Origin of the sequence: Pontibacillus litoralis JSM 072002 (assembly GCF_000775615.1) — a bacterium.
Taxonomy (GTDB): Bacteria; Bacillota; Bacilli; order Bacillales; family BH030062; genus Pontibacillus; species Pontibacillus litoralis.
This window is the reverse complement of record NZ_AVPG01000010.1, coordinates 64,462-88,334: the sequence shown is the minus strand read 5'-3', so window position 1 is coordinate 88,334 and position 23,873 is coordinate 64,462. Positions and strand designations below refer to the sequence as shown.

The window sequence follows — 23,873 nt, the reverse complement described above, 5'->3', positions numbered from 1 at the left end:
TATATATGTCTATGTCACTACAAGGAATTCGAGTGCTTGATTTATCTAGAGTACTCGCAGGCCCGTATTGTTCCATGATTTTAGCTGATTTAGGAGCTGATGTAACGAAGGTAGAGGCTCCTGGTGGTAGTGATGAAACGAGACAATGGGGACCACCTTATCAAGAAGGAGTCAGCGCATATTATTTATGTGCCAATCGTAATAAAAGAAGCTTGACAGTCGATCTTAAATCAAAAGAAGGCAAACGAATTATTGAACAACTTGTAGAAAACAGTGATGTGGTGCTGCACAACTTTCGTACAGGGAAAATGGAGCGGCTCGGTTTAGGGTATGAACAATTAAAATCTATCAATGAACAAATTGTATATTGCTCCATTACCGGGTTTGGTGAAACAGGTCCTTATGCGCATTTACCAGGTTATGACTATATTATACAAGCAATGAGTGGACTTATGAGTATTACGGGCGATGAGCAATCAGGTCCTCAGAAACTAGGTGTTGCGATAACAGACGTGTTAACAGGATTATATGCGTGTATAGGTATACAAGCTGCATTCATTCAACGAGAGCGAACGGGGCAAGGACAACAAATCGATCTATCGTTGTATGACTGTGCGATAAGTTCACTCGTTAACATTGCTAGCAACTATTTAATGAGTGGTCACGTTCCACAAAGATTAGGGAAATACCATGCCAACATTGCACCTTATCAATCTTTGCAAACGGCAGATGGCGAAATGGTAATCGCAGTAGGGAATGATAAGCAGTTTAATAAGCTGTGCAAGTTAATAGGCAAGGAAGAATTAGCGAACGATAAACGATTTAAGACTAATTCAGACAGAGTGTATTACCGTAAGGAGTTAGAGACGATAGTAGAGCAACAATGGAAACGAAAAACGACAGCTGAATGGCAACATTTATGTCGTGCTCATAGCATTCCGACTGGCCCGATTCAAGCAATTGATCAAGTTATGGAAGACCCTCAAGTACAAGCGCGAGATATGTTGCTCTCTACCAATCATCCGAAAGCAGGACGCTTCCATATGGTTGGCAGTCCTCTCAAATTGTCCGAGTCGCCAATCACTATGCGACGACATCCACCAGAACCAGGAGAGCATACGGGTGATATTTTACAATCCTTAGGATATACCCGCGAAGCGATTGAACGGTTTAAGAAGCAAGGAATAATTGATTAAGGAGGAGTCATCAATATGGATTTTACGTTTTCTGAAGAGCAACAAATGTTACGAAAAACGGTTAGAGAGTTCGTTGATAAAGAAATTATCCCTTATATGAAGGAGTGGGATGAGAGAGGAACGTTTGATCCAGCTATTATGCACAAGCTTGCCGATTTAGGATTAATGGGCGTTTGTATACCAACGAAATACGGAGGAAGTGGAATGGACTATAATGCACTAGCCATTGTTTGTGAAGAATTAGAACGTGGAGATACAGCTTTTCGCACGGCTGTTTCTGTTCATACAGGATTAAATAGTCTCTCTCTCTTGCAGTTTGGAACGGAAGAACAGAAAGAGAAGTATTTAATCCCGCAGGCAAAAGGGGAGAAGATTGGTGCTTTTGGATTGACGGAACCAGGTGCAGGATCAGATGTGGCCTCTATTCAAACAACGGCTACACGAAAAGGAGATTACTACACTCTTAATGGCCAAAAGTCGTGGATTTCACTATGTGATAGTGCAGACCATTTTCTAGTCTTTGCCTACACCGATAAAGAAAAAAAACACCAAGGCATCTCTGCTTTTATAGTGGAGAGGACAATGGAAGGCTTTTCTTCAAAGGCAACGAAAGGCAAACTTGGCATTCGTGCTGGAAATACTGGAGAGCTATTTTTAGAAGATGTTCCAGTACCAGTCGATAACCGTCTCGGTGAGGAAGGTGATGGATTTAAAATTGCCATGGCATCCCTTGACAATGGTCGTTTCACTGTAGCGGCTGGTGCGTGTGGACTAATGATGGCCTGCTTAGAAGCGAGTGTTCGCTATTGCCATGAACGCGAAACATTCGGAAAAGAGATTGGCAAGCATCAACTTGTCCAACAAATGATTGCGAATATGGAAGCTGGTTTACAAATGAGCCGTTTACTCGTATATCGTGCTGGGGAATTAAAAAATAGTGGGAAGCGGAACACGCGGGAAACATCTCTTGCAAAATGGCAAGCTTGTGATTTTGCTAATAAAGCTGCAGATGACGCTGTGCAAATTCACGGTGCCTATGGTTACTCGAATGAGTATGCTGTTGAGCGCTACTTACGCAATTCAAAAGCACCTGTCATTTATGAGGGAACGAGAGAAATACACACCATTATGCAAGCGGAATATGTTCTCGGGTATCGAACAGACAAATCATTAAAGCACCCTTTACCAGCTTGGCCATTTGAGTCATACAAGGAATAACTTCTCCAAAACGGGAGAAGCTTTTTTTTTGGTTTGTATTGGACATACGGGGATATACAAGTTATGGTAGAGGGGACGAATGGGATGAAAAGAGGATAGGTATGATTCGAACATTAGCCATCACAGATACGAAGCAAGTAGTAGCCGATTTACCATTAAACGAATTACATCATGATTTTGTTGTATGGTACTGGGTTGACTTGATGCAACCGAATGAAGAAGAGACAGCGATATTAGAAAAAGTGTTTGCCTTCCACCCATTAGCTATTGAAGACTGTTTGCAACGATTGCAACGTCCGAAACTAGATTATTATGATGGATATACATTTTTCGTACTTCATGCATTGAACAGACAAACTTTAGAAAAAGAAGAAATCGATGTTTTTCACGGACAAGGATTCATCGTTACGTTTCATAAACAAGTATCTATTGAATTAGATCAAGTGTGGGAGCGCCTAAAGTGTACGAAAGACGTCGCATTATGGCACGAAGATGAAGTTTTACATCAATTATTTGATAAAGTAGTCGACAATTATTTTCCAATTGTGTACCGCATTGAAGATCATATCAATGAAATTGAAGATAATACGAAACAACTCTCTATGGAAAAATTGTTAGACCAGCTATTTGATACGCGAGCGGATTTATTAACGTTACGACAAACGGTACATCCGATGCGGGACTTGTTGTATAGAATGTTGAATTCACAACATTTGAGTGGAGTAAAGCAGCGTAAAGCATATTTCTCTGATATTCATGACCATTTATTAAAAGTATCGGAACTCATTGAATCGAATCGAGAAATGACCAACGATATTCGAGATAGTTATATGACATTAAATTCACATGAAACGAATCGGACTATGCAAATATTAACTATTATATCAACGATTTTCATGCCGTTAACGTTTATTGTTGGTGTATATGGGATGAACTTTTCGAATATGCCAGAGCTAGATATGAAGTATGGTTATTTTGTCGTTCTGATAGTAATGGGAAGTTTAGCTGCTCTTATGTTTTTATGGTTCAAACGAAAAGGATGGTTTGATTAACATTTATATACTTCATTGCGAAACCCACCTAACGAGAAGGTGGGTTTTCTTACGTATGCATTATTTCAGACTTTATGCTGTTATGAATAAGATTTGGTTGTTTATACTTTTCATTAGGATGAACGTGTTACATAAAAAAAAGCTGCCTTTGAACTCGATTATATTTAGTTGAAATAATAGACTTTCGGTACATGACAATGCAACCAATGTTCATAGACGATCGTAACGAGGACAAAAGTGGCACAGTCGATTTTTATATCCATGCAGCTATCCCCATCCTTTCATACTCTAGATATACGCGGTCGAGAGCTTGTAACATTCCATTTTTCTTATATTGTGTGAAAAGCAACGTTGTGGTATGATGTTTTGAAAATATCGGAGGGGATAACATGAGACACGTAACACTTGTAGATATATTCAAACATCATATAACTCGGAAATATTTAAATCGTTCTGGTGTACATCACGCGGTAACGGCTGCATACTATGCCTTCGATTTAGCGATAGAGAACCACGTCTCAGTTGACCTTGCTACGAAAGCTGCGTTGCTGCACGATATCGGACATTATGAATGGTATAATAGCGAAGGAAAATGGGATTACGATGAGTATCGGCAAAATGATATTCATGCAATTAAAGGAGCAGAGAGGGCGCATAAGTTACTTATAAGGTTAGGAGAGGACCGAATTGCTGCGAAACAGATCTCAGTCGCCATTTTGTTACACACCGATTCCTATTTACCATTTACGCTGCAAGGAAAGCAAACGCCACTGCAAGAAGTCATTACATTAGCTGATAATAAAGATGAGCAACCAAAAGGGCTACACCATTATAAGAAAATGGATCCGAGTGAAGCCATTACTCAGTTGCACAAATTAGATTTGCTCGTAGAAGCTTCCTTGAATAAAGATCAAGAAGTTATTGGATAAGGAGAGACGAGTGCTTTTTTGGAAAAATTCAGAAAACAACTTTACAAACTGGTTGAATTTTCATATAATAAATGTATGAAAAAATGAATGAGAAAGTGAGGTCAATTAAAATGAAACAAGTAATGGCAATAACTATACAACAATTTCATATAGAATCCTATTTGACCTTACAGAAGTGTCGTTCTTTTTTCGAGTAATTCATTTCACGTGAAGAAGAGCATGGCTACTGCTAAGGCGTATAGTCTGCGGTATCTATGTCCATCTATACATTTTCTTTATAGAACCTATTTGTGTTTATTAAGAATGATTACAAAGGCCGCAGAATAATTCTGTGGCCTTATTTGCGTGTTGTGGAGTTAAGAGAGGAGGAATAGTATGGGAACCTTAGTAAGGAAAAAGAAAAAGCGATAAGCTATAGTTTGCGGAAGAGATGTACAGACTGGAGAAGAGCGCAATCGAATGTGTACGTAAAAAAGAGGAAATACGAATCGGAATGGCTGATTTATGAGCCAAAATCGAAATTTGTGAATCAAAAATGGGGAATTATGAGTCCATGTACAGAATACTACATAAAAGGAAAGGAGTGATGAACATGAGACAAATGGTGTTTATGAGGTGGTTTATTGAGGTGAAAGATAGTTCGTAGAGAAGTCTTGTTAGAAAGGAGTTGTTCCGAATGCAATTTCAATTCCTTATGTTTACCATTCATGTTCGTTTACGCTCAGATTATGAACGCTTACAATCTGAACTGGAATATCAACGAGTTTGCAAGCATATAGAAGAAAATCGCACGAAACATTTCTTCCTATAATGATGAGGAAGGGCTCAATCAATGAGTCCTCCTTATTTATTTTGCGGGAGAATCGGGCTTGCTGTACAATGAAATTAAGTATTAGGATAGGGGTGAATGGATTCATGAAGCGAAGGCAACCTATTCGTGTATCTGATGCAATAAACCGTGTCATGCATTATGCACAACCGAACGAAATAGAGACGGTTCAAATAGAAGCATGTGATGATCGAACGTTAGCAGAGGACATCGTAGCAACGCATGCTATTCCGCCTTTTCCTAAATCACCTTATGATGGATATGCTTTCAAGGCGATGGATACGAAAGGTGCTTCACAGAATAAGCACGTAACCTTTGAAGTAATTGAACATATACCTGCTGGAAAAGTGGGAACAAAGCAAGTGCAAACAGGACAAGCTGTACGCATTATGACCGGTGCGCCAATACCAAAAGGAACGGATTGTGTAGCAATGTTTGAAATTTGCCAAAGTGATCAACAATATGGAAAAGAGTGGATGACTATAAAGCGAGAAATGGCTCCTGGAGATAATGTGATGGCGCAAGGGTCTGAAACGAAAGAAGGTACAAAACTGCTTCATAAGGGTACTTATATTAATCCAGGGGTAAAAGCAATTTTAGCCACGTTTGGTTATCAAGAAGTTCCTGTTGCGAAACGACCGGTTGTTGGGTTAATCACAACTGGAACAGAGCTACTTCAAGTAGGGGACGAGTTGAAACCTGGAAAGATTCGTAATTCCAATGGTCCAATGATTGCTTCACAGTTAAAAAGGGCGGGAGCGAAAGTAGTAGAGCTTGGTTCTTTAACAGATGAATTTACCACGAGCTATCAAGCAGTAGAGAAAGGGTTGCAACGAGTAGATATGCTAATTACAACAGGTGGCGTTTCCGTAGGAGATTACGATTTAATGCCTGCTATTTATGAAAAGTTAGGTGCTAAAACACTCTTTAATAAAGTAGCGATGCGCCCAGGAAGTGTAACGACTGTAGCAGTTAGAGGGAAACAGTTATTGTTCGGTTTATCAGGAAACCCATCTGCTTGTTATGTAGGTTTTGAATTATTTGTTCGACCGACTATTCGCGCTGCCTTATATGAAGAAACGCCCCATCCCCAAAAAATCAAAGCGTATTTAAAAACCGATTTCCCAAAAGCAAACCCATTTACCCGCTTTGTTAGAAGTACGATTTCTTATGCGCATGGAAACGTGTACATAGAACCTTCTGGCATAGATAAATCTGCAGTTGTGACTTCGTTAGCAAAAGCAAATGCTTTTATGGTGTTACCGGGAGGGACAAGAGGCTTCCAAAAAGGGCAGCTTGTGGATGCGTTGTTATTCCAAACGGAACAAGGACAAAGAGACATATGGCAGGACGTTTCTTATGAATAGTTGTATTCTCACCGATGAGGAGGAAAAACGATGCAACAGCAAATTTATGACCAATTAGGAAGACCTTTACGCGATTTACGTATTTCTGTTATTGATCAGTGTAATTTGCGATGTACGTACTGCATGCCAGCTGAAATGTTTGATCACAATTACCGATTTTTGCAACCAGAAGCATTACTATCCTTTGATGAAATAGAACAACTTGTTACCATTTTTGCAAGTGTTGGTGTCGAGAAAATTAGACTTACAGGCGGAGAACCACTACTGCGAAAGGATATAGATGTGCTTATTGCCCGCTTAAAAGCTATACAAGGTATACATGATATAGCTTTAACAACGAATGGATTAATGCTCCCGAAATACGCAAAAAAATTGAAAGAAGCAGGATTGCATCGAATTAATTTAAGTTTAGATGCGATTAATGATGAAGTGTTTCAAGCTATCAATGGTCGCGATGTTAAAACGGCTCCCGTGTTAAAAGGCCTTGATGCGGCGTCTAAAGCAGGTCTAAAGGTGAAGGTGAACATGGTAGTGAAAAGAGGGATGAATGAACAACAAGTAGTCCCAATGGCCCGACATTTTAAAAACACAGGACACATTTTACGGTTTATTGAATTTATGGATGTTGGCAATGTGAATGGGTGGGGAGAATCGTCTGTCGTTTCGAAACAAGAAATTTATAACATGCTGTCTGAGTACATGCCGTTAGAGGCGTTAAAGCCGAATTATTACGGCGAAGTAGCCAGTCGTTTCCGTTACCAAGATGGTGGAGGGGAGATTGGTATTATTTCTTCTGTAACAGATCACTTTTGTCATACATGCACTAGAGCAAGGTTATCTGCAGACGGAACATTGTATCATTGCTTATTTGCTAGTGATGGATATTCATTAAAGGATTTGTTAAGAGAGGGAACCACTTCATATGAAATGAAGCAGCATATAATGAACAAATGGAATAACAGGAGTAATCAATATTCTGCATTACGCGCTCACCAAGAAGAGAAGAAACCGAATAAAATTGAAATGTCTTATATAGGCGGATAGTAAAATGATAGGAATGAAAGGGGGAAATCGGTAATGAAAACATTTAAACTCGTTGGACTAAAGGTCGTCAAAGAAGAAGAGCAGGAGCTTGTAAAGAACGATATACTACTTAAAGATGGCCTAATTATTAACCGTGAAGATGATGCAAACACGTGGCTTTTAGAAGCATATATACCTTCTGAGCAAATGAATTTCTTTGAGTCGCACCGGGAAGAACGAGATAACATCGTGTTAGAAGCAACGATTACAAAACCATCGAACCAGCCTGCCATGCTGCTTATGAAAATAATGAGTATCAATACAATTGGAGAAGATGGAAATATCGTATTTCTCGGCACAATTGTCAATCAGAAAAAAGTACAAGCAGAATCGTTACTAAAAAAATTAATGGATGACGGTTTACAAGGAGAACAATTGTTACAAGCTTTTAAAGTTGCAGTTGAAGAGGAAATGTCCAATTAAGCAACGACATCAAGGTACATAAACATGTGCATGTATGATCCTCGCTATGGGTTGAATGGAACTCCGTAGTGGGGTTTTTTTTAGCAAATAGGAAAAGGATGTTCTTTATCTCATTATTTACATATCCCTCAACGGCCATTATAATACATTGGTAACGTGCAGAATCATTATTAGACTTTCAGCCGTGCAAGAATAGGACACAACACAAACATAATAGGTTATGAATTCGGTATAATTAGAATGGAGTGTAGAAAAAGGAGAAGGGATATGTGGATTAGGAACAAGTATTTTAGGTGGCTCAATGACTTATCTCCGGTACAGCTAATCGTTTTATTTTACGGTTTTGCAGTACTTCTAGCATGTGTCTTACTTGGCTTGCCGGTAGCACATAAAGATGGAGTCGATTTAGAGTTAATTGATCTTATATTTACATCTGTAAGTGCGGTAAGTGTTACGGGACTTTCGACAGTTTCGATTGCAGATACATTTTCGGTAACGGGTATATTTTTATTGGCCTTTGTATTGCAACTTGGTGGCCTTGGTATTATGACTTTAGGAACATTTATTTGGGTCATGCTTGGGAAGAAAATTGGCTTACGTGAGCGTCGGTTAATTATGACAGATACAAATCAAACGAATTTCCAAGGGATGGTACGATTAACGAAGCAAATTTTGACACTCGTATTAGCGATTGAATTTGTTGGATTTCTTATATTAGGAACGTATTACTTACAATACTTTTCTACTTGGCAAGAAGCGTATTATCAAGGATTTTTCGCTGCGGTCAGTGCTACTACGAATGCAGGATTTGATATAACGGGTCAGTCATTAGTACCATTTCAAGATGATTATTTTGTTCAATTTATCCATATCATCTTAATTATTCTTGGTGCAATTGGATTTCCTGTGTTAATTGAAGTACGCGACTATTTATTTTCTTCATCAGATCAACGTCGCGTCATGCGTTTCTCTTTATTTACGAAATTAACGACGACAACGTTTCTTATTTTAATTATAGTTGGAACGTTATTCATTATGCTTCTGGAAATGAATTACTTCTTTAGTGGGAAGGCTTGGCACGAAATTCTTTTCTTCTCTTTGTTTCAATCGGTAACGACTAGAAGTGCAGGGTTATCTACAATGGATGTCAGTCAATTTACTGAACAAACTCAACTACTTATGACAGCTTTAATGTTTATTGGGGCATCACCGAGTAGTGTTGGTGGTGGAATCAGAACGACCTCTTTTGCCCTTATCGTTTTATTCTTGTTTACTTTTGCAAGAGGGAAAAAACGTATTAAAGTGTTTAGACGTGAAGTACATGAAGACGATTTGTTTAAAGCGGTGGCCGTGTTCATCATGGCCATTATTACTTACTTTACGGCTGTCCTACTAATAATTGCGGTAGAACCTTTTGAAATATTAGAGATTATGTTTGAAGTGGCATCGGCGTTTGGTACAACAGGTTTGTCCCTCGGGATCACGCCAGACTTAACTTCATTTAGTAAAGTAGTTCTTATTTTATTAATGTTTATCGGTCGTATAGGCATATTAACGTTCCTTTTCTCCTTTAATCAGGATAGGAAGAAAGAGGGGCATTATCAATATCCAACGGAACGCATTATTATCGGTTAATAGAAAGAACACCTATTTCTTGTGTAGAAATAGGTGTTCTTCTCTTATTGCGTAAGCTTAACAGTAAAACGCTGCTCCAACAATGATAAGAAGAATGAAAAGCACAACAATTAACGCAAATCCTCCGTAGTAGCCACAACCACCATAACCATAACCCATTCCTATCACCTCCTGTCGTAAAGGTACACTCATACTATATGTGTGTTTGGTGATTTTCGTATGGATGAATGCCTATTTAACAAACGATAATCATGAAGGAATGTGTGATATTACGATGCATATAATGGATATAGATTAGGAGGGGAAAGGCGTGAACATCATATTAATGAAGTATCATCCTGATCAACACGTTGTCGTTAATTTAAGTTCATGTTCTGTAAGTAGTGTAGCAGGGGGGATTCAGTACCGAGAAGCTGTACACATTCCTATATCGAGTACCATTTTAATAAATCACCAAATTTATGAACGAAAGGGGGGGGAAGCGAAAGTTATCATTGTGTACGATTATGAAGGCAATGGGAAGGTTGTAGAGAGCGATATTACTCAGCAGCCACCGAACAATGAAGCGTTGTTGCAAATGGCCAATTTATATGTTAATGATGAGCTGCAAGTGAAGGCATTGTATGGGGATATAGTCGAACATGGCCTCAAATATGAAACCATGTCCGAACCACTTCTGTTGTATGCCCCTATGGATGTACCATTATCCTTTACCTTCCAACAAACCGAGTTTTTATTTAAAGGATATTGCACGCGCCCGAATACGTGGGCTATTTTATGTTTGCATGCTGAGGAAGAAAATCCATTTGTTGTGATTGAAATTGAATTTACGTAAACCATAGTTTAATACTCATAGCTACTACGATAATAATCATCATGGATTGGACAAACTTCTCTCCTTTTTGCACAGCAAACTTACTGGCAATATAAGCACCAGTACTATTTCCAATAGCAAGTACAATGCCGTACCCCCAGTGGACTTGATCGTTTAATATAAATACCATCAAAGAGGAAGCCATATAAATGGCAACGACAAATACTTTTAAACTATTAATATGTACGAGATTTAGTCCAGTTGTAAGAGAAAGTACAATAATGATAATAAAGCCAATACCAGCTTGTATAAATCCACCATAACTACCAATCAAAAGAAAAGCGAAAAGTAAAATAATCACCTTCGTTGGAGTAAGTTTAACGGAAGCATTACGAAACCAACGTTGCGGTTTTACGACAATGGTAATTAGCACAATAATCATCACAATGGACAATATACGGTTAAAAACGTCATCTGAAATTTCGATAGCTAGACTAGCACCAATAACGGAACCAATGACTGCAGGGATAGCGAGCATGATACCTAATTTCCAATGAAAGATGCCATTTTTGCGAAACGAGGCTATTGCGGTTAAGTTTTGAGCCATAACAGCTATCCGATTTGTACCATTAGCTAACGCAGAAGGCAATCCTATAAAGATTAAGAGGGGTAATGTTAATAAAGAACCTCCACCTGCGAGTACGTTCATAAACCCAGCGAACATACCAACAATTAAAACGATAAACAGAATGAATATATCCAATGTATGATTAGCTCCTTTCCTTGTTGGATGCTATTACTATATCAGATATTTAAAATGGTGGATAGTAGGAAGTAAAAATGCCGAGGTAAAACGATAGCCTTGCACGATGCTGTACAAGGCTAGAATAACAATATATTAATTGAATCCATGAGTAGACATTTGTTCCTTATGCAATCCCTTCGTAATATGTGTGCGAATAAATGGAACAACCCAGCGATCTAAGCCGTATTTCCCAGCGTTATAGCCAGCAACTAAGATGAAGATAGTCATAAGTACCATAGGAGGATTGATGCTAGTTGTGCCACTAAATAAGAAAGCAAAATTCATGGAAATTCCCATTAAGGCAGAGAACGTGGTAAAGATACCGAGAATTAGGGCGATACCTACTAGAACTTCTCCCCATGCCACAAGGATGTTGAATAATCCCATATTAGGAAGAACAAAATTCTCTAGAAATGCAGCCCACCATCCTTGTACGGCAGGGTGTTCACCGCTTGCTTGTTCGATAGCACCATGTATAAATCCAGAAGCATCGAAACCGTTGATTGCTTTGCTCCAACCGGCACTTAACCACATGTAACCAAGGTAAACTCTTATAAATGTTAAAACGATGCTTGCAATAGAATTGTGTCGAAGAAAATGAGTAAACATAAATTCTCATCCTTTCTATGAAGTATGTTTGAATGATTTCTTATTACAATGAAAGTATAGCATGATAGCATTAATGAATACTGGTTATTGTGAGTAATATCACAATATAGACACTTTTATGTGATATTTTTTTGACATTGACGACATAGAGCTAACAAATAGAAAAGAGGATGGGACATAACTAGCAAAAATTAAAAAAGCGCATGAAATCAAATTTACAACCGTTGATTTCATGCGCTTTCTATTTTGGGGAAAGCGGAAATTTCATTAATATCTTCACTTTTGCCCCAGACTCAACCTTTAAGATGCTTTGGATTCATCTTTTTCTTTTACTTTTTTATTAGATGTTAACGTATGTTTGTAATCCGTTATTTTTAATTGGCCATTTTCGTATTCCATGGTATATCGAATGTCGTATGTTTCTTTTACTTTGTGCTTAGGTTTACGAATAAGAATATCGGCGTTGGCAGTTAAAATCGCTTTGTCTTGATTATTTAAGGTGATTTCCATGTTGGTCAATTGTATATCAATTGTATGGACGAACATTTCGCGAAAGTCGGTATAAGATTGATCTGTTTGCCATTTGCTTCCTATCAGGCCATAAGCGGTTATGTAGTCTCTTACTTTAATACTATCGATAAAGTATCCGAATAAATAGCGGGCATCTTCAGTCATTTGTTGTTCATTGACGGAAACTTCTGGACCAGTTGTACCGTAATCTAATTTCTCATGATCAGCTTCTTCTGACCACTTTTTAATCTGGTCGATCGTATCAGCTAGTGGGATGCTGAAGCCAATAGCACCTTCTTCTGAACCAGCAGAGTTAATCGCTATAACTTTACCTGTTGGCTTATGAATTAATGGTCCTCCGCTGTTTCCTTCTGTAATCGGTGCTGAGATTTGATATGCATTAACGTATTTGTATTGATCGATTTCAAACGTACGGTTTTTACCAGAAATAATCCCAACAGTTACAGAGTTTTGAAATCCGTGTGGGCTACCAACTGCTATAATCTCATCTCCAACATCTGCACCAGTATCTGTTCCGATAGTAACAGGTGTACGGTTTGATAATTCTGGCACACGAATAACCGCAATATCTGTTTCTTCCCCAACACCGACAATAGCAGCTTGATATGTTTTAGCGTCAGCCGTTTTTACGAATATGGACTCCATCTCTTTGACGACGTGCGCATTTGTAATGATGTCTCCTTTATTGTTGTATAGGAAACCAGAGCCAATATTTTCACCCCAGTCTGAAGTCGCCTCAATTTGTACAACGTTTTTCTCTGCTCTATGGATTAATGTTTTTAAATCTTTAGATGCATCTTCATCTATTTGTTGAGCAAGTGTACTAGTAGCTTTAATCGTTTGTTTATAATTGGAAGCATACAAATAATACACGCTGACCGCAGTAATGAAAACGATTAGAGCCGTAACAATAATGGGAACGGCTTTTCTTTGTTTTCTCATGCTTTCACTCTCCGAACTCGTTTAATATAAAAACCAATTTACTTTATCCACTTCTACGGATACGTCTTTAGATAAATCGTAATGTGTATATTCGAAATTCCCTTTTTCGCCAGGGTATAATGTGTCGGGATAAACGTAAACTTCATTGGAAAGGACTTCTTCCCCTTTGTTATTTACTAAATGGTACGTAATGCTAATCGTGTTAATTGGGACAGTTGCTACACTTTCTAATTTTCCTTTCACGACAATGTTATGGAAGTCATTTCTCTTTGCTTGAATAGAAGTAACTTTCACTGCATCATTTTGGTTCATTTCTTGTTCTTTCTCAGCTGCTATTATAGCTTGTTCCATTCGTTGTTGCTGTGCTGTTTCAAATGCAGCTTGTTCTTTAGCAATAGTCGTTTCTAAACTAAGTAGCTTCTCGTTCTTTGGCGCGTAGCGTAAACCATCTTCAATAAATGCTTGAGCTTTGTTGTATTGCTTACCTTTTAATTGTTTGGTTGCATTAGTAGAAGAATAAGCAATGAGTTCCTTTCTAATTTGTAACGTGACTTGTTTAGCTTCTTTCGTAGGAATGGATTCTGCTTGCCATAAAAGAGACTTTAATTGTTCAATTGCAGGTTCTTCCTTAAGGATTGTTTCAATTTGAGCTAGTTTCGTTTCATTTCGTAAGGCGGAGATGTGGTCGATAAGATTCTTTACTGCTTCTCCGTCGTAGTTATTAATAGATGATTCTGCTTCATCAATTAGTTGAAGTGCTTCTTGGTATTGTTTTTTTCTACGTAACACTTCCGCTTTGTCTAATGTGGATTGTAATGCAATTGCTTCCGTCGTAAATTGTTTATTTTTTGTAGCAGCTGGAAAATGGTAGCTTTTCTCTTCTGCAGAGATAAAGTGTGCTTTTGCTTCTTTGTATTGCCCTTGTATGGCAGCTTGCTCTCCTTTATGAAAATCTTCTTTAGCATGCTTTATTCTTGAATCGAGATAGAAATTGGTAGCCCCAAAAATAACAACGGAACTAATAAAAACAGCGATTGGAAGTATCCACCATTTATTCCGTGCTGGCGTATGAGCATTTAGAATTCGTGTATGTAAATCCTCTGGTAAGGCTTTTCCGCACCGGACACAATACCGCTCTTCTTGTTGTGTTATCGTCCCGCAATATGGACAATATGCCATCGTATCGCCTTCTTTCTATGTTGCTTGTTAGTGAATTTATTAACATTATGCACTAAACATGTTAATAGTAGTTTAACATAATAAATAGTTACTGTATGGTAATGGAAGGGGCTTTTTTAGTTTGCTCTACTTTTTCTCTACATCAAGGAATATTTATGGTATACATGATGTTACTATTTGGGGAATAAATGTGATAATATAATGTTAGTCCATACATACGAATTCATTATAGGGGGTGGAGCTTATGGCTGAAATTATTCTAGGATTAGTTTGTGGCGTCATTTTACTATTAAATATTGGATATAGCATTTTTGACCGTGGTTAAAAGCTCTGAAGCTGGATCTAATTGAGGATCCGGCTTTTTTTGTCCTTTTTAAGCACCTACCTTGCATCTATGAACGATTATATAGGTGAAAGGAGGTGACAGGCGATGGCAACTTCATCCATTAAACATTCTCAGCTGCAGCTTGTTTTAGAGAATGGGATAGATTCTAAAGGCAATCCCGTGTTTAAGAATAAGAATTTCAACAATGTTAAAACAGATGCAACGGCGGATCAATTATTTACAGTAGCAAATGCATTAGGAAGTTTACAGCAACATTCTATTATGGAGATTGAGCGTAACAATGCACGTGTCATTATTGCAGAATAACAGTTGTTATGAAAAGGAGGTAGAAGCATGTCCAAAAAGTTAGAGTTAAAGTTTTATAATGAAGAAAATGGTACTGTAACCCTTAGCCTCGATGATCCAATCGAACCTGTCGACGCTGTTGCAGTAAAACAAGTAATGGATGAGGTGCTTAAGCAAGATTGCTTCTTTTCTTCTGGTGGAAACTTAATTGCAAAGAAGCAAGCACGTATTGTAGAGAGAAATGTAACGGAAATAGAATTATAAAGAAAAAGGAGAAGGGGAGCAATAAAGCTTCTTCCTTTTCCTTCTTTCTATGAGGAGGAGCGTCAAATGGAAGAGATATGGATTCAATGGATACCGGAGATTGGATTTCCAGTAATGGTGACGTTTTATTTATTGCATCGCATTGAAGGAAAACTAGACATGGTTATTGCTAGTATTCATACTCTTGCAGATGAGATGAATAGGTAATCTAGAAACAATAAATGAAGACTCCTCCTTTTTGTAGGTGGAGTCTTCATTTATTAGTGAGTGAAAGAAAATTCGTCGAACGGATAAATAATAACGGCTGATTTTCCAACAATGTCTTCCCTATTTATAAAACCGAGTCCGTTTCGGCTATCTTTAGAAATGCCTCTATTATCCCCCATGACAAAATAGTGGTTTGCTGGTACAGAAATAACGGTAAAATCCTCTGTTCCTAACATCGCTTCATTACTTAAATAATCCTCTGATTGAACTCTGTCGTTAATGTAAAGTTCATGCCCCTTCACTTGTATCGAATCACCCGGCTCACCAATGACTCGTTTTACGTAATTTTTGTTCGGGTGCTGTATGATGACGATATCTCCTCGTTCAGGATCACCCCATTGGTAAACAAATTTATTATAAATGACTCTTTCGCCATCTTCTAATGTTGGCTCCATACTAGTTCCTTCTACTATTGAAGTAGCAAAAATGAAATGATGGATTAAAAAAGCAATTAAACAAGCTGCTACAATTGCCTTCATCCATTCCCATAGTTCTTTACGCATCGTCTTATTCAAACTGTTTCTCCCTTTCTGTCTCCATTGTGAAACGTTTTTTATTTAAACAGGGTTTGTACATAATATGGTAATAGAATGTAGGAAAATTGGCAATTGTTTTTTTGAGAAAGACGAAATAATAGTTAGTGTGAAGAGGTAAATGTATAATTTTGATAATAAATGTCTAATATTGCGAATTGCTTTACAACAAGATAATACAATGGCATAATTAAATTCGTTGCGAGTTGATACAATATTTTACAAGGAAAGGAATTGTTTGTTTTGGAAATATGGGGAGCACAGAAGAGTGAAACGAGGGGACTACAGACAGAAATACAAGAAAAAAGAGAGAAGATGGAACATGTAGCAAAGATGTATGGGTTACTAAGTGAGGAAACCATTTCCGTTAGTCAAGAATTAGATGTGCTAATTAACCAATTTTTAAAAACGTACACATTAAATTAAGGTGATTGTTTTCCTAGTGAATAAAATATGATAAAATGTTACATAAATATCCAAGGTTGTTGAGAGGAGGCCGTGCTGTGGCAAACTACTATATAAAAACAACACAGCAACTGGCTGAACGTATTGAGTCATTGCGTTATCAAATGATAAAAATAGCTACTGTTGAAGGGTTTACTAGTGAAGACTCGTTAGCGACTAGCCGAGAATTAGATCGTTTACTAAATTTGTATGACTTATATCAAAACCAAACAATGTTAAAATGTAACACGAATAAATGAACATAAAAAGTAAGCGGTATACGCTTACTTTTTATTATGTTCTTCTGTTAATTGTTCTAAGCTTTTTACTTTCCCGTGTGGATTTTGTTGTTCCTTTCGCTGTCTTTCTATGCGTTCTTGTCGTCTTTTTTGGGTACTCATATACACTATCACCTCAGCTATAGTGTGTGTGGAGGGAGATCGTTTTATGCCTTGTTGTTTGAACGATGTATTCACTTGCTTTGATTTACATATGACTCTAATCGATTCATGCCTTCCTTCAGTGTCGCTAAGTTATACGCGTAAGAGATGCGCAAATAACCTTGTCCATACTTAGAAAATGCATCACCAGGTACAACGGCTAAACCTACTTTATCCACTAAATCTAAAGCTACATCAAAAGAAGTATGATTCCCGGTTGGGAACGAAGGGAATAAATAAAACGCTCCCCCTGGCTTTTCAACTTGTATACCCATGTTCAACAGTCGGTCATACACATATTGCATACGCTCCTCATATTGTTGTCTCATTATTTCAGTATCTTGTTTGCCGTTTTGAATAGCAGCTAAGGCCGCATGTTGGCTAATAGAAGTTGGGCAAGATACGTTATATTGATGAACTTTAAGTATTTGTTGAGCTAGCCATGATGGAGCAAGTAAATAACCAATTCGCCAACCCGTCATGGAATGAGACTTCGAGACACCGTTTATGACGATGGTTTTCTCTTTCATTTCTGGGTAAGATGCGATGGATGTATGAGCCTCTCCGTATGTAAGTTGACTATATATTTCATCACACAATAAGAATATGTCTTGATCTTTTAGAAACGTTACTAACTGCTCGACCTCTACCTTTGATAACGTAGCCCCTGTAGGATTCGATGGATAAGGGAAGACGATACATTTAGTTTTTGGTGTAATATGCTTCTTTAATAAGTCAACACTCCACTTAAATCCATTATTCGCTGTATTCACATGAACAGGTTTTGCACCAGCAAGACGAATTAACGGCTCATAACCAGGATAAACAGGTGCTGGCAACAACACTTCATCTCCTGGAGATAGAATCGTACGAAACGTAATGTCAATAGCTTCAGATGCGCCAACCGTTACAATAATTTCATCTTCAGGCTGATAGCTTACATTGTATTCGTCCTGCACAAAGTTAGCAATAGCCTCACGTAAGGATAGTAAGCCTGCGTTATGCGTGTACGTAGTTTTATTTTGATCAATCGCTTTTTTTCCTGCTTCTTTTACGTGTTCAGGTGTAGGGAAATCAGGTTGTCCAATCGTTAAAGATACGACATCTTCTTTATCAGCCACCATGTTAAAAAATTTTCGGATACCGGATATTTCGATGTCTTTCACATGTGCATTAATTAAATGTTTCATAATAACCTCCAAAATTAACAAAATATTAATGAAAAATTCATCACTTTTATATAGTTGATTTGCTAAAATAATGTTGAATTTAAAGCATGAGGAGCGTCTGGCATGAGACCCAAAATTAAATCGTTTAATAAATTAGTAAATCAGAATCGTCAAGCAATTAAAAATGATCAAGAAGCAATGAATAATGTCGAAAAGAAAATGGATCAACGAATAATGGCAAGTTTAGCTCCGACTAAAAAATGATGTATGATTCATTTCAATTTTAATTATAATAATATGTATGTTCTTAGTATATATCGTTCACTAAGATGAGAAAAGAGTAGGATGTTGAGCAACTTTTGGTTATTTATTTGAAAATGTTGCTATACTGTAGCTGTGAAGGAGGTAGCTCATGGATAAATCTGCTTTAATATTAGAAGGTGGGGGTATGCGAGGCGCCTATACTGCAGGTGTATTAGACTTTTTAATGGATCATAATATTCATTTTCCTTATGTTGTTGGTGCTTCAGCAGGTGCATGTAATGGAAGTTCTTATATTTCTAAACAAAAAGGTAGAAATTACGAAATACTTGTAGAGTTTAGCAAACATCCTGATTACATTTCTTTTCGAAATATGCTACATAAGAAGGGGTTGTTCGGTATGGACTTCTTATTTGATACGTTGCCAAACCGATTAGCCCCATTTGATTATGATGGCTTCTTTCAAAGTGTGCATGCCGGGCAAAAATTTGTTGTAGGTACAACCGATGTTCGAACCGGAGAGCCTATTTATTTCGATACGTTTCATAATGGTGAATCGTTATTAAAGATAATTCGGGCGTCTAGTTCCTTACCAATCATAGCACCGATTATCCAATACAAGGAGAGAGAGTTGCTAGATGGAGGCATAGGTGATCCTATTCCCATTCAACCTTCTTTAAATGCTGGGAATAAGAAACATGTTCTCGTTCTTACTAGAAATGAAGGGTACGTAAAACAGAAAATCAAATTTTCGTGGTTCTTCCGAAAAAAATTTAAAGATTACCCAATGTTAACGAAAGCATTAGAAGTACGTCACGAGAAATACAATGAAAGTACGAAATTAATTGAACAAATGGAGAGGAATAATGAAGCTTTCATTATTCGTCCTAAACATCCATTAACTGTAAGTAGGGTGGAAAGGAACTCACAGAAGCTTCATAGCCTTTATGAACAAGGCTACCTTGAAGTGGCAGAACGGAAAGATGAATTAATGAAGTTTCTTCAATTAGAACCACAACTTGCTCAAGCATAAAAAGAAAAATCCTAGTAAGTACTTGTAGAAAGGTGCTTGCACATATTTCATATCCATAATAAAAGCAATGAATGATTTGGATGCATTCGTTGCTTTTATTATGGGTAGAAAACATATGTGGTAAAAATTGTGTACCATTAGAGTGAAGTAAATAGGTTGTAATTTTATTAAAAAAGTAGTATTTTAGTTATGACTTATATTACAATTATGTAACAAATGAGTTACAAATATATGAAGTATTTTTGTTAGAGGTAGGTGTCGCGATGATATGAAGCATTTTTTGCTGTTGATTAGCTGTATTATTGGATTAGGTATCTTATTAATGGTAATAATGGACAAAAGTTTACTGGCAGATCCTGCGATCACGGAATCGCAAGAAGTAGCCATTCAGAATATATATGATGAAGAAATAATGCAAACAGTACGTAAGAGTTTAGGAATAGATCCACAATCTATCGTCAAAGATGACATAATCATGAATAAATCGAAAGCAGAAGTACTAGCAATGTATTATGAAGGAAAAGGAATGTCTGAATTAGCTGAAGAAGTGAAGCAAATCGTTTATGATATATATGGGTATGATTTAGACCAAATCTCATCTTATCTGCTCGTTTCTGATGGTAACTCTTTTTTACAAGAAGTAGAAGGAAAAAGCAAAGCCTCTACTTCATATTCAGAACGTGTTATGCGCAATGTTACAGAGATGTTGCAAGACACGAATATTCCTAATGATAAACGCCAATATATTATGTCCTTATCAAAATCAGAAGTGTTTGACTTGTATTTCGCAGCCAATAAAGGAATCGAATATGCAGAAGAAGCAAAAGCGGTTATTCTTTCGATTTATGGTCTTGATTTAGAAAAAATAGCAGAAATACAAGACATCGATATAGCTATTTCCTCTAAAGGTATATGGATTACACGTTCAGAAGAAGATTTATTTGTCATGCATTCAACAATTAATGATGTAGGGCTAAAGATATACCCAACGTCCTATTTCACTGAGCTAACAGGCTTATATGAGTTGCCGAAACAAGTGCGCACGGAATTGGAGGAAATCGGGTTTTATTATAAAGAAGATATAGGTGCTTATTATTATGAGGATCCAAACGATATTCCTATTACCGAATCGTTTAAGATAAACGTGGTAAACATTTTATCGAATTATATGTATAACAATAATGAACAAATGATTTAAATACAACAAAATATGCATATACATGAAACTTAGTCACTCTTTGGCTAGGTTTTTTTGTTTATAGAAGAGAATTCATTCAAAATATTGAAACTTGAACAAAGCTAATAGTCAATTTATTACGCTATAAGATGGGTTCAAATAAGAAAAGAGCGAATTATTGATTAGTTTTAAATTTTCTGAATAATATATTGACATTATTTGTTTTAGAATGTATTGTTAAAGTAAATTATGTAACAGATATACAGTTGACCGATTTAAATTCGTTATACAAAATTTGTGTAAGCGCTTTATAATTTCCTTGAAGGAGGGGGAGTGATGGCAAACATGGTATCATTTGATCGTTTGTCAGAAGAAGAAAAGCATGCCCGTTTTATGGAACGTATTGCAGCAGGTGAAAAGATTGAAGCAGATGATTGGATGCCAGAGGAGTATCGCGTCGCTTTAATCAAACTTATCTCTATGCATGGTATTAGTGAAATTATGGGTGCTTTACCTGAGAAGGAATGGGTTCCCAAAGCACCAACGCTAAGACGCAAATTAGGCATTATGGCTAAGGTTCAAGATGAGATGGGGCACGGACAGCTATTGTTGCGTGTTGCGGAAGATTTGATGAAACCCTATGGCAAGAACAGAGAAGATATTATGCAAGACTTGTTTTCCGGGGATCTTAAATTTCATAACGTATTCCACATGCCGGCACCAACGTGGGGTGATGCAGGATTGATTGGTTGGTTAGTTGATGGGGCGGCTATTATTACGCAGACGAATATGCTTCATGCTTCCTATGGACCATATGCCCGTGCGCTGCAACGTATTTGTGCAGAAGAAGTATTTCATGCTCAACATGGTGAAGCAATTATTATGGCATTAACAGAAGGGACACAAGAGCAGCGGGCGATGGTGCAGGATGCATTCAATCGATGGTGGGAATCGCTGCTGATGTTCTTTGGCCCGGCTCAGGCATCAACGACAGGTTCTTCTAAGCAGGATGTAACGATTAAATACAATATACGTACGAAAACAAATGAGGAGCTGCGTCAAGATTTCTTTTCAAAGTACATCCCTAGAGCTTTATCGATAGGACTTCAGTTACCTGATTCTACAATGCATTTTGATGAGGAAAGCAAGATGTGGGTGTATCAACAACCGGATTGGAATAAGTTTAAACAAATTATAAAGAATAATGGTCCTAAATCAAAGGAACGACTTCGATTACGTCAACTATCTTACCATAACAATGAATGGGTTCGTGAAGCGCTTAGTCCAATGAACAAAGTGGTGTGAAGGGAGGAGCATGATGGAAGCTAAGAAAGCATTTTACCAAGAGTATGAAGTATTCAGTAAACGTACGTATAAATCCCCGTTTCAACATCAATTTAGTTTACTTGCGCCAAATGAGGAAATTGCAATGGTTATGGCTCAAGAAAATTTTATGCGGCGCGAGCCTGTCGTCGATATATGGGTTGTGAAGCGTTCAGAAGTACGTAAACTGGATGAAACAGAAAGATTTGCGCTGCAACGACTTGACAATAAGCAATACCGAAGTACGAAAGGTTATGGTTATTTAAAGAAAAAATGGCGCGAATATGAACAAAATATGTTAGATGAAAAAGAAATACTTTCATGGGGAGGTGATGGGAAACAATGATGACAATCGAAGAACTACATACGAATCCCGCCTATCAAGATGCATTAGTTGATTTGTTGTACCAACTTGCTGATGATGATTTTATCGTTGCATATCGTGGGTCTGAATGGCTTGGACTTGCACCGCATATCGAGGAAGATGTTGCATTTTCTTCAATTAGCCAAGATACGATGGGACATGCCACGATGTTATATGAATTACTTGAATCTATTGGGGAAGGCGATGCGAATGCACTAGCTCATGCTAGGAAAGCAGACGAGCGAAAGAATGCTATTTTACTAGAAATGGTCAATGGCTCAGGTACGTATCTACAAGAACCAAAGTATGATTGGGCGTTTGCGGTTGTAAGGCATTATTGCTATACGTTGGCGAAAACAATCAAGATGAAATCGCTTCAACAATCTAGTTTTGAACCATTAGCGCAGCTAGCAGTGAAAATAAACATGGAGCTACACTATCACTTATTACATTGGAAAACGTGGTTTACACAATTAATGAAAATACCCGGTGAATCACAAGAGCGTATGGTAGCGGCGTGGGATCGTGTCATGAAGGATATGAAAGGTGTGCTCGCTTTAGGATCTTATGAAGAGGACTTAGTGAAATACAATGTTATGACAAATGAAACACAATTAATGCATAGCTGGATGCAAGAAATGCAGTCTTTGATTTCCAACTACCACCTTCCTATTGAAGTCCGGCTTAAAATGAATAGTGGAAATGGCCGCTTAGGGGAGCATTCAAAGGATTTAGAAGATGCACTGAATACGTTAAGCAGTGTATATCGAATCGATCCAACAGCAGCCTGGTAATGAGGTAACTTAAATGGGAGGAGGGTGCTGTAGTGATCCATGCAAAACAAGTGGAAGAAGCTCTACATCAAGTAAAGGATCCAGAGATTGATACAGTAAGCATTGTCGACTTAGGAATGGTCGAAAATGTAACGGTTGATCATGCCCATATCATTGTCAAGTTACTGCCGACATTTATGGGATGCCCAGCTTTGGAAATTATTAAGAACAATGTAGAAGCCACACTGACTCAATCCATTAAAGGAATCGAAAAAATCTCGGTCCAATTTTTGTATTCCCCACCATGGACATCAAGTCGTATAACGGAAAGAGGGATGAAGCAATTAAAAGCGTTTGGTATAGCCCCACCGCCAAAACAAATGGATGCAACTGGTGAGTGGCACGTCGATTGTCCTTACTGTCAGTCTACGTACACAACGATGGACAACTTATTTGGCCCTACAGCGTGCCGAAGTATTTTGTATTGTCATACGTGTAAAAACCCATTTGAAGCAATGAAGCCTGTGTCAACCATATAATAGAATCCATTTCACTTAGTTCAATAAAATGAATTCATGGAAT

Annotated in this window: 30 protein-coding genes; 22 read left to right on the top strand and 8 right to left on the bottom strand. The window is 37.6% G+C overall.

The features are described from left to right. The first annotated feature begins 5 nt into the window (after positions 1–5). The 9 genes from N784_RS08290 (at position 6) to N784_RS08255 (ending at position 9,732) form a co-directional block, all read left to right on the top strand. A complete protein-coding gene (locus tag N784_RS08290) occupies positions 6–1,196 on the top strand; it encodes a CaiB/BaiF CoA transferase family protein (RefSeq protein ID WP_036834052.1) in 1,191 nt (396 codons plus the stop codon). 15 nt (positions 1,197–1,211) lie between these two features. Next, positions 1,212–2,414, top strand: coding sequence for an acyl-CoA dehydrogenase family protein (locus N784_RS08285; RefSeq protein ID WP_036834050.1), 1,203 nt, complete (start codon positions 1,212–1,214; stop codon positions 2,412–2,414). 101 nt (positions 2,415–2,515) lie between these two features. Next, complete coding sequence (corA, locus tag N784_RS08280; protein WP_036834049.1) at positions 2,516–3,466, top strand: magnesium/cobalt transporter CorA; 951 nt, start codon at positions 2,516–2,518, stop codon at positions 3,464–3,466. A 389-nt stretch (positions 3,467–3,855) separates the two neighbouring features. Beyond that, the gene (locus N784_RS08275) at positions 3,856–4,395 is read left to right on the top strand and encodes an HD domain-containing protein (RefSeq protein WP_036834048.1); all 540 of its coding nucleotides are present in this window, start codon (positions 3,856–3,858) and stop codon (positions 4,393–4,395) included. Positions 4,396–5,071: 676 nt separating this feature from the next. Further along, the gene (locus N784_RS17075; RefSeq protein ID WP_269745329.1) at positions 5,072–5,206 is read left to right on the top strand and encodes a hypothetical protein; all 135 of its coding nucleotides are present in this window, start codon (positions 5,072–5,074) and stop codon (positions 5,204–5,206) included. 104 nt (positions 5,207–5,310) lie between these two features. Next, positions 5,311–6,591 (top strand): molybdopterin molybdotransferase MoeA, encoded by a 1,281-nt coding sequence (locus N784_RS08270; RefSeq protein ID WP_036834047.1) that lies wholly within the window; start codon positions 5,311–5,313, stop codon positions 6,589–6,591. Between the two features lie 30 nt (positions 6,592–6,621). Further along, positions 6,622–7,635: a GTP 3',8-cyclase MoaA gene (gene moaA, locus N784_RS08265; RefSeq protein WP_036834046.1), complete on the top strand. Its 1,014-nt coding sequence runs from the start codon at positions 6,622–6,624 to the stop codon at positions 7,633–7,635. Positions 7,636–7,668: 33 nt separating this feature from the next. Then, positions 7,669–8,097: a YwpF family protein gene (locus N784_RS08260; protein WP_036834044.1), complete on the top strand. Its 429-nt coding sequence runs from the start codon at positions 7,669–7,671 to the stop codon at positions 8,095–8,097. A gap of 267 nt (positions 8,098–8,364) precedes the next feature. Then, positions 8,365–9,732, top strand: a complete 1,368-nt coding sequence (locus N784_RS08255; RefSeq protein WP_036834042.1) for a TrkH family potassium uptake protein — start codon at positions 8,365–8,367, stop codon at positions 9,730–9,732. Positions 9,733–9,789: 57 nt separating this feature from the next. Here N784_RS08255 and N784_RS16295 read toward each other — a convergent pair whose 3' ends face one another. Beyond that, positions 9,790–9,891, bottom strand: a complete 102-nt coding sequence (locus tag N784_RS16295) for a YjcZ family sporulation protein (protein ID WP_084600193.1) — start codon at positions 9,889–9,891, stop codon at positions 9,790–9,792. A 151-nt stretch (positions 9,892–10,042) separates the two neighbouring features. Here N784_RS16295 and N784_RS08250 point away from each other — a divergent pair, with 151 nt between their 5' ends. Then, entirely contained in the window at positions 10,043–10,567 is a 525-nt protein-coding gene (locus tag N784_RS08250) for a hypothetical protein (RefSeq protein WP_036834040.1), read from the top strand. Here the strand turns inward: N784_RS08250 and N784_RS08245 are convergent. The 4 genes from N784_RS08245 to N784_RS08230 form a co-directional block, all read right to left on the bottom strand. Further along, positions 10,560–11,309: a sulfite exporter TauE/SafE family protein gene (locus tag N784_RS08245; protein ID WP_036834037.1), complete on the bottom strand. Its 750-nt coding sequence runs from the start codon at positions 11,307–11,309 to the stop codon at positions 10,560–10,562. The genes N784_RS08250 and N784_RS08245 overlap by 8 nt on opposite strands. 135 nt (positions 11,310–11,444) lie before the next feature. Continuing rightward, complete coding sequence (locus N784_RS08240; RefSeq protein ID WP_036834036.1) at positions 11,445–11,960, bottom strand: DoxX family protein; 516 nt, start codon at positions 11,958–11,960, stop codon at positions 11,445–11,447. A 300-nt stretch (positions 11,961–12,260) separates the two neighbouring features. Beyond that, positions 12,261–13,433: a S1C family serine protease gene (locus N784_RS08235; RefSeq protein WP_052127209.1), complete on the bottom strand. Its 1,173-nt coding sequence runs from the start codon at positions 13,431–13,433 to the stop codon at positions 12,261–12,263. A 21-nt stretch (positions 13,434–13,454) separates the two neighbouring features. Further along, positions 13,455–14,612 carry a zinc ribbon domain-containing protein gene (locus N784_RS08230; protein WP_036834034.1) on the bottom strand — a complete coding sequence of 386 codons (1,158 nt, stop codon included), beginning with the start codon at positions 14,610–14,612 and terminating at the stop codon, positions 13,455–13,457. A gap of 430 nt (positions 14,613–15,042) precedes the next feature. On the opposite strand from N784_RS08230, the gene N784_RS08225 reads away from it, so the two are divergent. The 3 genes from N784_RS08225 (at position 15,043) to N784_RS16290 (ending at position 15,714) form a co-directional block, all read left to right on the top strand. After that, positions 15,043–15,264 (top strand): DUF1659 domain-containing protein, encoded by a 222-nt coding sequence (locus N784_RS08225; RefSeq protein ID WP_036834032.1) that lies wholly within the window; start codon positions 15,043–15,045, stop codon positions 15,262–15,264. 27 nt (positions 15,265–15,291) lie between these two features. Further along, positions 15,292–15,507 carry a DUF2922 domain-containing protein gene (locus tag N784_RS08220; protein ID WP_036834030.1) on the top strand — a complete coding sequence of 72 codons (216 nt, stop codon included), beginning with the start codon at positions 15,292–15,294 and terminating at the stop codon, positions 15,505–15,507. A 66-nt stretch (positions 15,508–15,573) separates the two neighbouring features. Continuing rightward, positions 15,574–15,714, top strand: coding sequence for a YvrJ family protein (locus tag N784_RS16290; protein ID WP_084600192.1), 141 nt, complete (start codon positions 15,574–15,576; stop codon positions 15,712–15,714). Positions 15,715–15,767: 53 nt separating this feature from the next. Here the strand turns inward: N784_RS16290 and lepB are convergent, their stop codons facing one another. After that, positions 15,768–16,289, bottom strand: coding sequence for a signal peptidase I (gene lepB / locus N784_RS08215; protein ID WP_232305993.1), 522 nt, complete (start codon positions 16,287–16,289; stop codon positions 15,768–15,770). 261 nt (positions 16,290–16,550) lie between these two features. On the opposite strand from lepB, the gene N784_RS16905 reads away from it, so the two are divergent. Then, entirely contained in the window at positions 16,551–16,733 is a 183-nt protein-coding gene (locus N784_RS16905; RefSeq protein WP_036834027.1) for an aspartyl-phosphate phosphatase Spo0E family protein, read from the top strand. Positions 16,734–16,810: 77 nt separating this feature from the next. Continuing rightward, positions 16,811–17,011, top strand: coding sequence for an aspartyl-phosphate phosphatase Spo0E family protein (locus tag N784_RS08205; RefSeq protein ID WP_036834026.1), 201 nt, complete (start codon positions 16,811–16,813; stop codon positions 17,009–17,011). Between the two features lie 24 nt (positions 17,012–17,035). Here the strand turns inward: N784_RS08205 and N784_RS16900 are convergent, their stop codons facing one another. After that, the gene (locus tag N784_RS16900; protein ID WP_232305992.1) at positions 17,036–17,152 is read right to left on the bottom strand and encodes a DUF6254 family protein; all 117 of its coding nucleotides are present in this window, start codon (positions 17,150–17,152) and stop codon (positions 17,036–17,038) included. Between the two features lie 71 nt (positions 17,153–17,223). Then, on the bottom strand, positions 17,224–18,381 hold the full coding sequence (locus N784_RS08200) for an aminotransferase A (protein ID WP_036834025.1): 1,158 nt from the start codon (positions 18,379–18,381) through the stop codon (positions 17,224–17,226). Between the two features lie 102 nt (positions 18,382–18,483). Here N784_RS08200 and N784_RS16285 point away from each other — a divergent pair, with 102 nt between their 5' ends. The 7 genes from N784_RS16285 (at position 18,484) to paaD (ending at position 23,830) form a co-directional block, all read left to right on the top strand. After that, positions 18,484–18,624: an FbpB family small basic protein gene (locus N784_RS16285; protein WP_084600190.1), complete on the top strand. Its 141-nt coding sequence runs from the start codon at positions 18,484–18,486 to the stop codon at positions 18,622–18,624. Positions 18,625–18,772: 148 nt separating this feature from the next. Then, a complete protein-coding gene (locus N784_RS08195; RefSeq protein ID WP_036834024.1) occupies positions 18,773–19,654 on the top strand; it encodes a patatin-like phospholipase family protein in 882 nt (293 codons plus the stop codon). Positions 19,655–19,922: 268 nt separating this feature from the next. Then, positions 19,923–20,852 carry a hypothetical protein gene (locus N784_RS08190; protein ID WP_036834023.1) on the top strand — a complete coding sequence of 310 codons (930 nt, stop codon included), beginning with the start codon at positions 19,923–19,925 and terminating at the stop codon, positions 20,850–20,852. Positions 20,853–21,167: 315 nt separating this feature from the next. Beyond that, positions 21,168–22,136: a 1,2-phenylacetyl-CoA epoxidase subunit PaaA gene (paaA, locus tag N784_RS08185; RefSeq protein WP_036834022.1), complete on the top strand. Its 969-nt coding sequence runs from the start codon at positions 21,168–21,170 to the stop codon at positions 22,134–22,136. Between the two features lie 13 nt (positions 22,137–22,149). Then, the gene (paaB, locus tag N784_RS08180) at positions 22,150–22,500 is read left to right on the top strand and encodes a 1,2-phenylacetyl-CoA epoxidase subunit PaaB (protein WP_036834020.1); all 351 of its coding nucleotides are present in this window, start codon (positions 22,150–22,152) and stop codon (positions 22,498–22,500) included. Beyond that, complete coding sequence (gene paaC / locus N784_RS08175) at positions 22,500–23,312, top strand: 1,2-phenylacetyl-CoA epoxidase subunit PaaC (RefSeq protein ID WP_036834090.1); 813 nt, start codon at positions 22,500–22,502, stop codon at positions 23,310–23,312. Before paaB ends, paaC begins: the two co-directional genes overlap by 1 nt. A gap of 32 nt (positions 23,313–23,344) precedes the next feature. Next, positions 23,345–23,830 carry a 1,2-phenylacetyl-CoA epoxidase subunit PaaD gene (gene paaD / locus N784_RS08170; RefSeq protein ID WP_036834017.1) on the top strand — a complete coding sequence of 162 codons (486 nt, stop codon included), beginning with the start codon at positions 23,345–23,347 and terminating at the stop codon, positions 23,828–23,830. Positions 23,831–23,873 lie beyond the last annotated feature (43 nt).

Coding starts and splice junctions, on each gene's coding strand:
- N784_RS08290 (WP_036834052.1), top strand. CDS start 6: ATGTCTATGTCACTACAAGGAATTCGAGTGCTTGATTTATCTAGAGTA.
- N784_RS08285 (WP_036834050.1), top strand. CDS start 1,212: ATGGATTTTACGTTTTCTGAAGAGCAACAAATGTTACGAAAAACGGTT.
- corA (WP_036834049.1), top strand. CDS start 2,516: ATGATTCGAACATTAGCCATCACAGATACGAAGCAAGTAGTAGCCGAT.
- N784_RS08275 (WP_036834048.1), top strand. CDS start 3,856: ATGAGACACGTAACACTTGTAGATATATTCAAACATCATATAACTCGG.
- N784_RS17075 (WP_269745329.1), top strand. CDS start 5,072: ATGCAATTTCAATTCCTTATGTTTACCATTCATGTTCGTTTACGCTCA.
- N784_RS08270 (WP_036834047.1), top strand. CDS start 5,311: ATGAAGCGAAGGCAACCTATTCGTGTATCTGATGCAATAAACCGTGTC.
- moaA (WP_036834046.1), top strand. CDS start 6,622: ATGCAACAGCAAATTTATGACCAATTAGGAAGACCTTTACGCGATTTA.
- N784_RS08260 (WP_036834044.1), top strand. CDS start 7,669: ATGAAAACATTTAAACTCGTTGGACTAAAGGTCGTCAAAGAAGAAGAG.
- N784_RS08255 (WP_036834042.1), top strand. CDS start 8,365: ATGTGGATTAGGAACAAGTATTTTAGGTGGCTCAATGACTTATCTCCG.
- N784_RS16295 (WP_084600193.1), bottom strand. CDS start 9,891: ATGGGTTATGGTTATGGTGGTTGTGGCTACTACGGAGGATTTGCGTTA.
- N784_RS08240 (WP_036834036.1), bottom strand. CDS start 11,960: ATGTTTACTCATTTTCTTCGACACAATTCTATTGCAAGCATCGTTTTA.
- N784_RS08235 (WP_052127209.1), bottom strand. CDS start 13,433: ATGAGAAAACAAAGAAAAGCCGTTCCCATTATTGTTACGGCTCTAATC.
- N784_RS08230 (WP_036834034.1), bottom strand. CDS start 14,612: ATGGCATATTGTCCATATTGCGGGACGATAACACAACAAGAAGAGCGG.
- N784_RS08225 (WP_036834032.1), top strand. CDS start 15,043: ATGGCAACTTCATCCATTAAACATTCTCAGCTGCAGCTTGTTTTAGAG.
- N784_RS08220 (WP_036834030.1), top strand. CDS start 15,292: ATGTCCAAAAAGTTAGAGTTAAAGTTTTATAATGAAGAAAATGGTACT.
- N784_RS16290 (WP_084600192.1), top strand. CDS start 15,574: ATGGAAGAGATATGGATTCAATGGATACCGGAGATTGGATTTCCAGTA.
- N784_RS16900 (WP_232305992.1), bottom strand. CDS start 17,152: ATGAGTACCCAAAAAAGACGACAAGAACGCATAGAAAGACAGCGAAAG.
- N784_RS08200 (WP_036834025.1), bottom strand. CDS start 18,381: ATGAAACATTTAATTAATGCACATGTGAAAGACATCGAAATATCCGGT.
- N784_RS16285 (WP_084600190.1), top strand. CDS start 18,484: ATGAGACCCAAAATTAAATCGTTTAATAAATTAGTAAATCAGAATCGT.
- N784_RS08195 (WP_036834024.1), top strand. CDS start 18,773: ATGGATAAATCTGCTTTAATATTAGAAGGTGGGGGTATGCGAGGCGCC.
- N784_RS08190 (WP_036834023.1), top strand. CDS start 19,923: ATGAAGCATTTTTTGCTGTTGATTAGCTGTATTATTGGATTAGGTATC.
- paaA (WP_036834022.1), top strand. CDS start 21,168: ATGGCAAACATGGTATCATTTGATCGTTTGTCAGAAGAAGAAAAGCAT.
- paaB (WP_036834020.1), top strand. CDS start 22,150: ATGGAAGCTAAGAAAGCATTTTACCAAGAGTATGAAGTATTCAGTAAA.
- paaC (WP_036834090.1), top strand. CDS start 22,500: ATGACAATCGAAGAACTACATACGAATCCCGCCTATCAAGATGCATTA.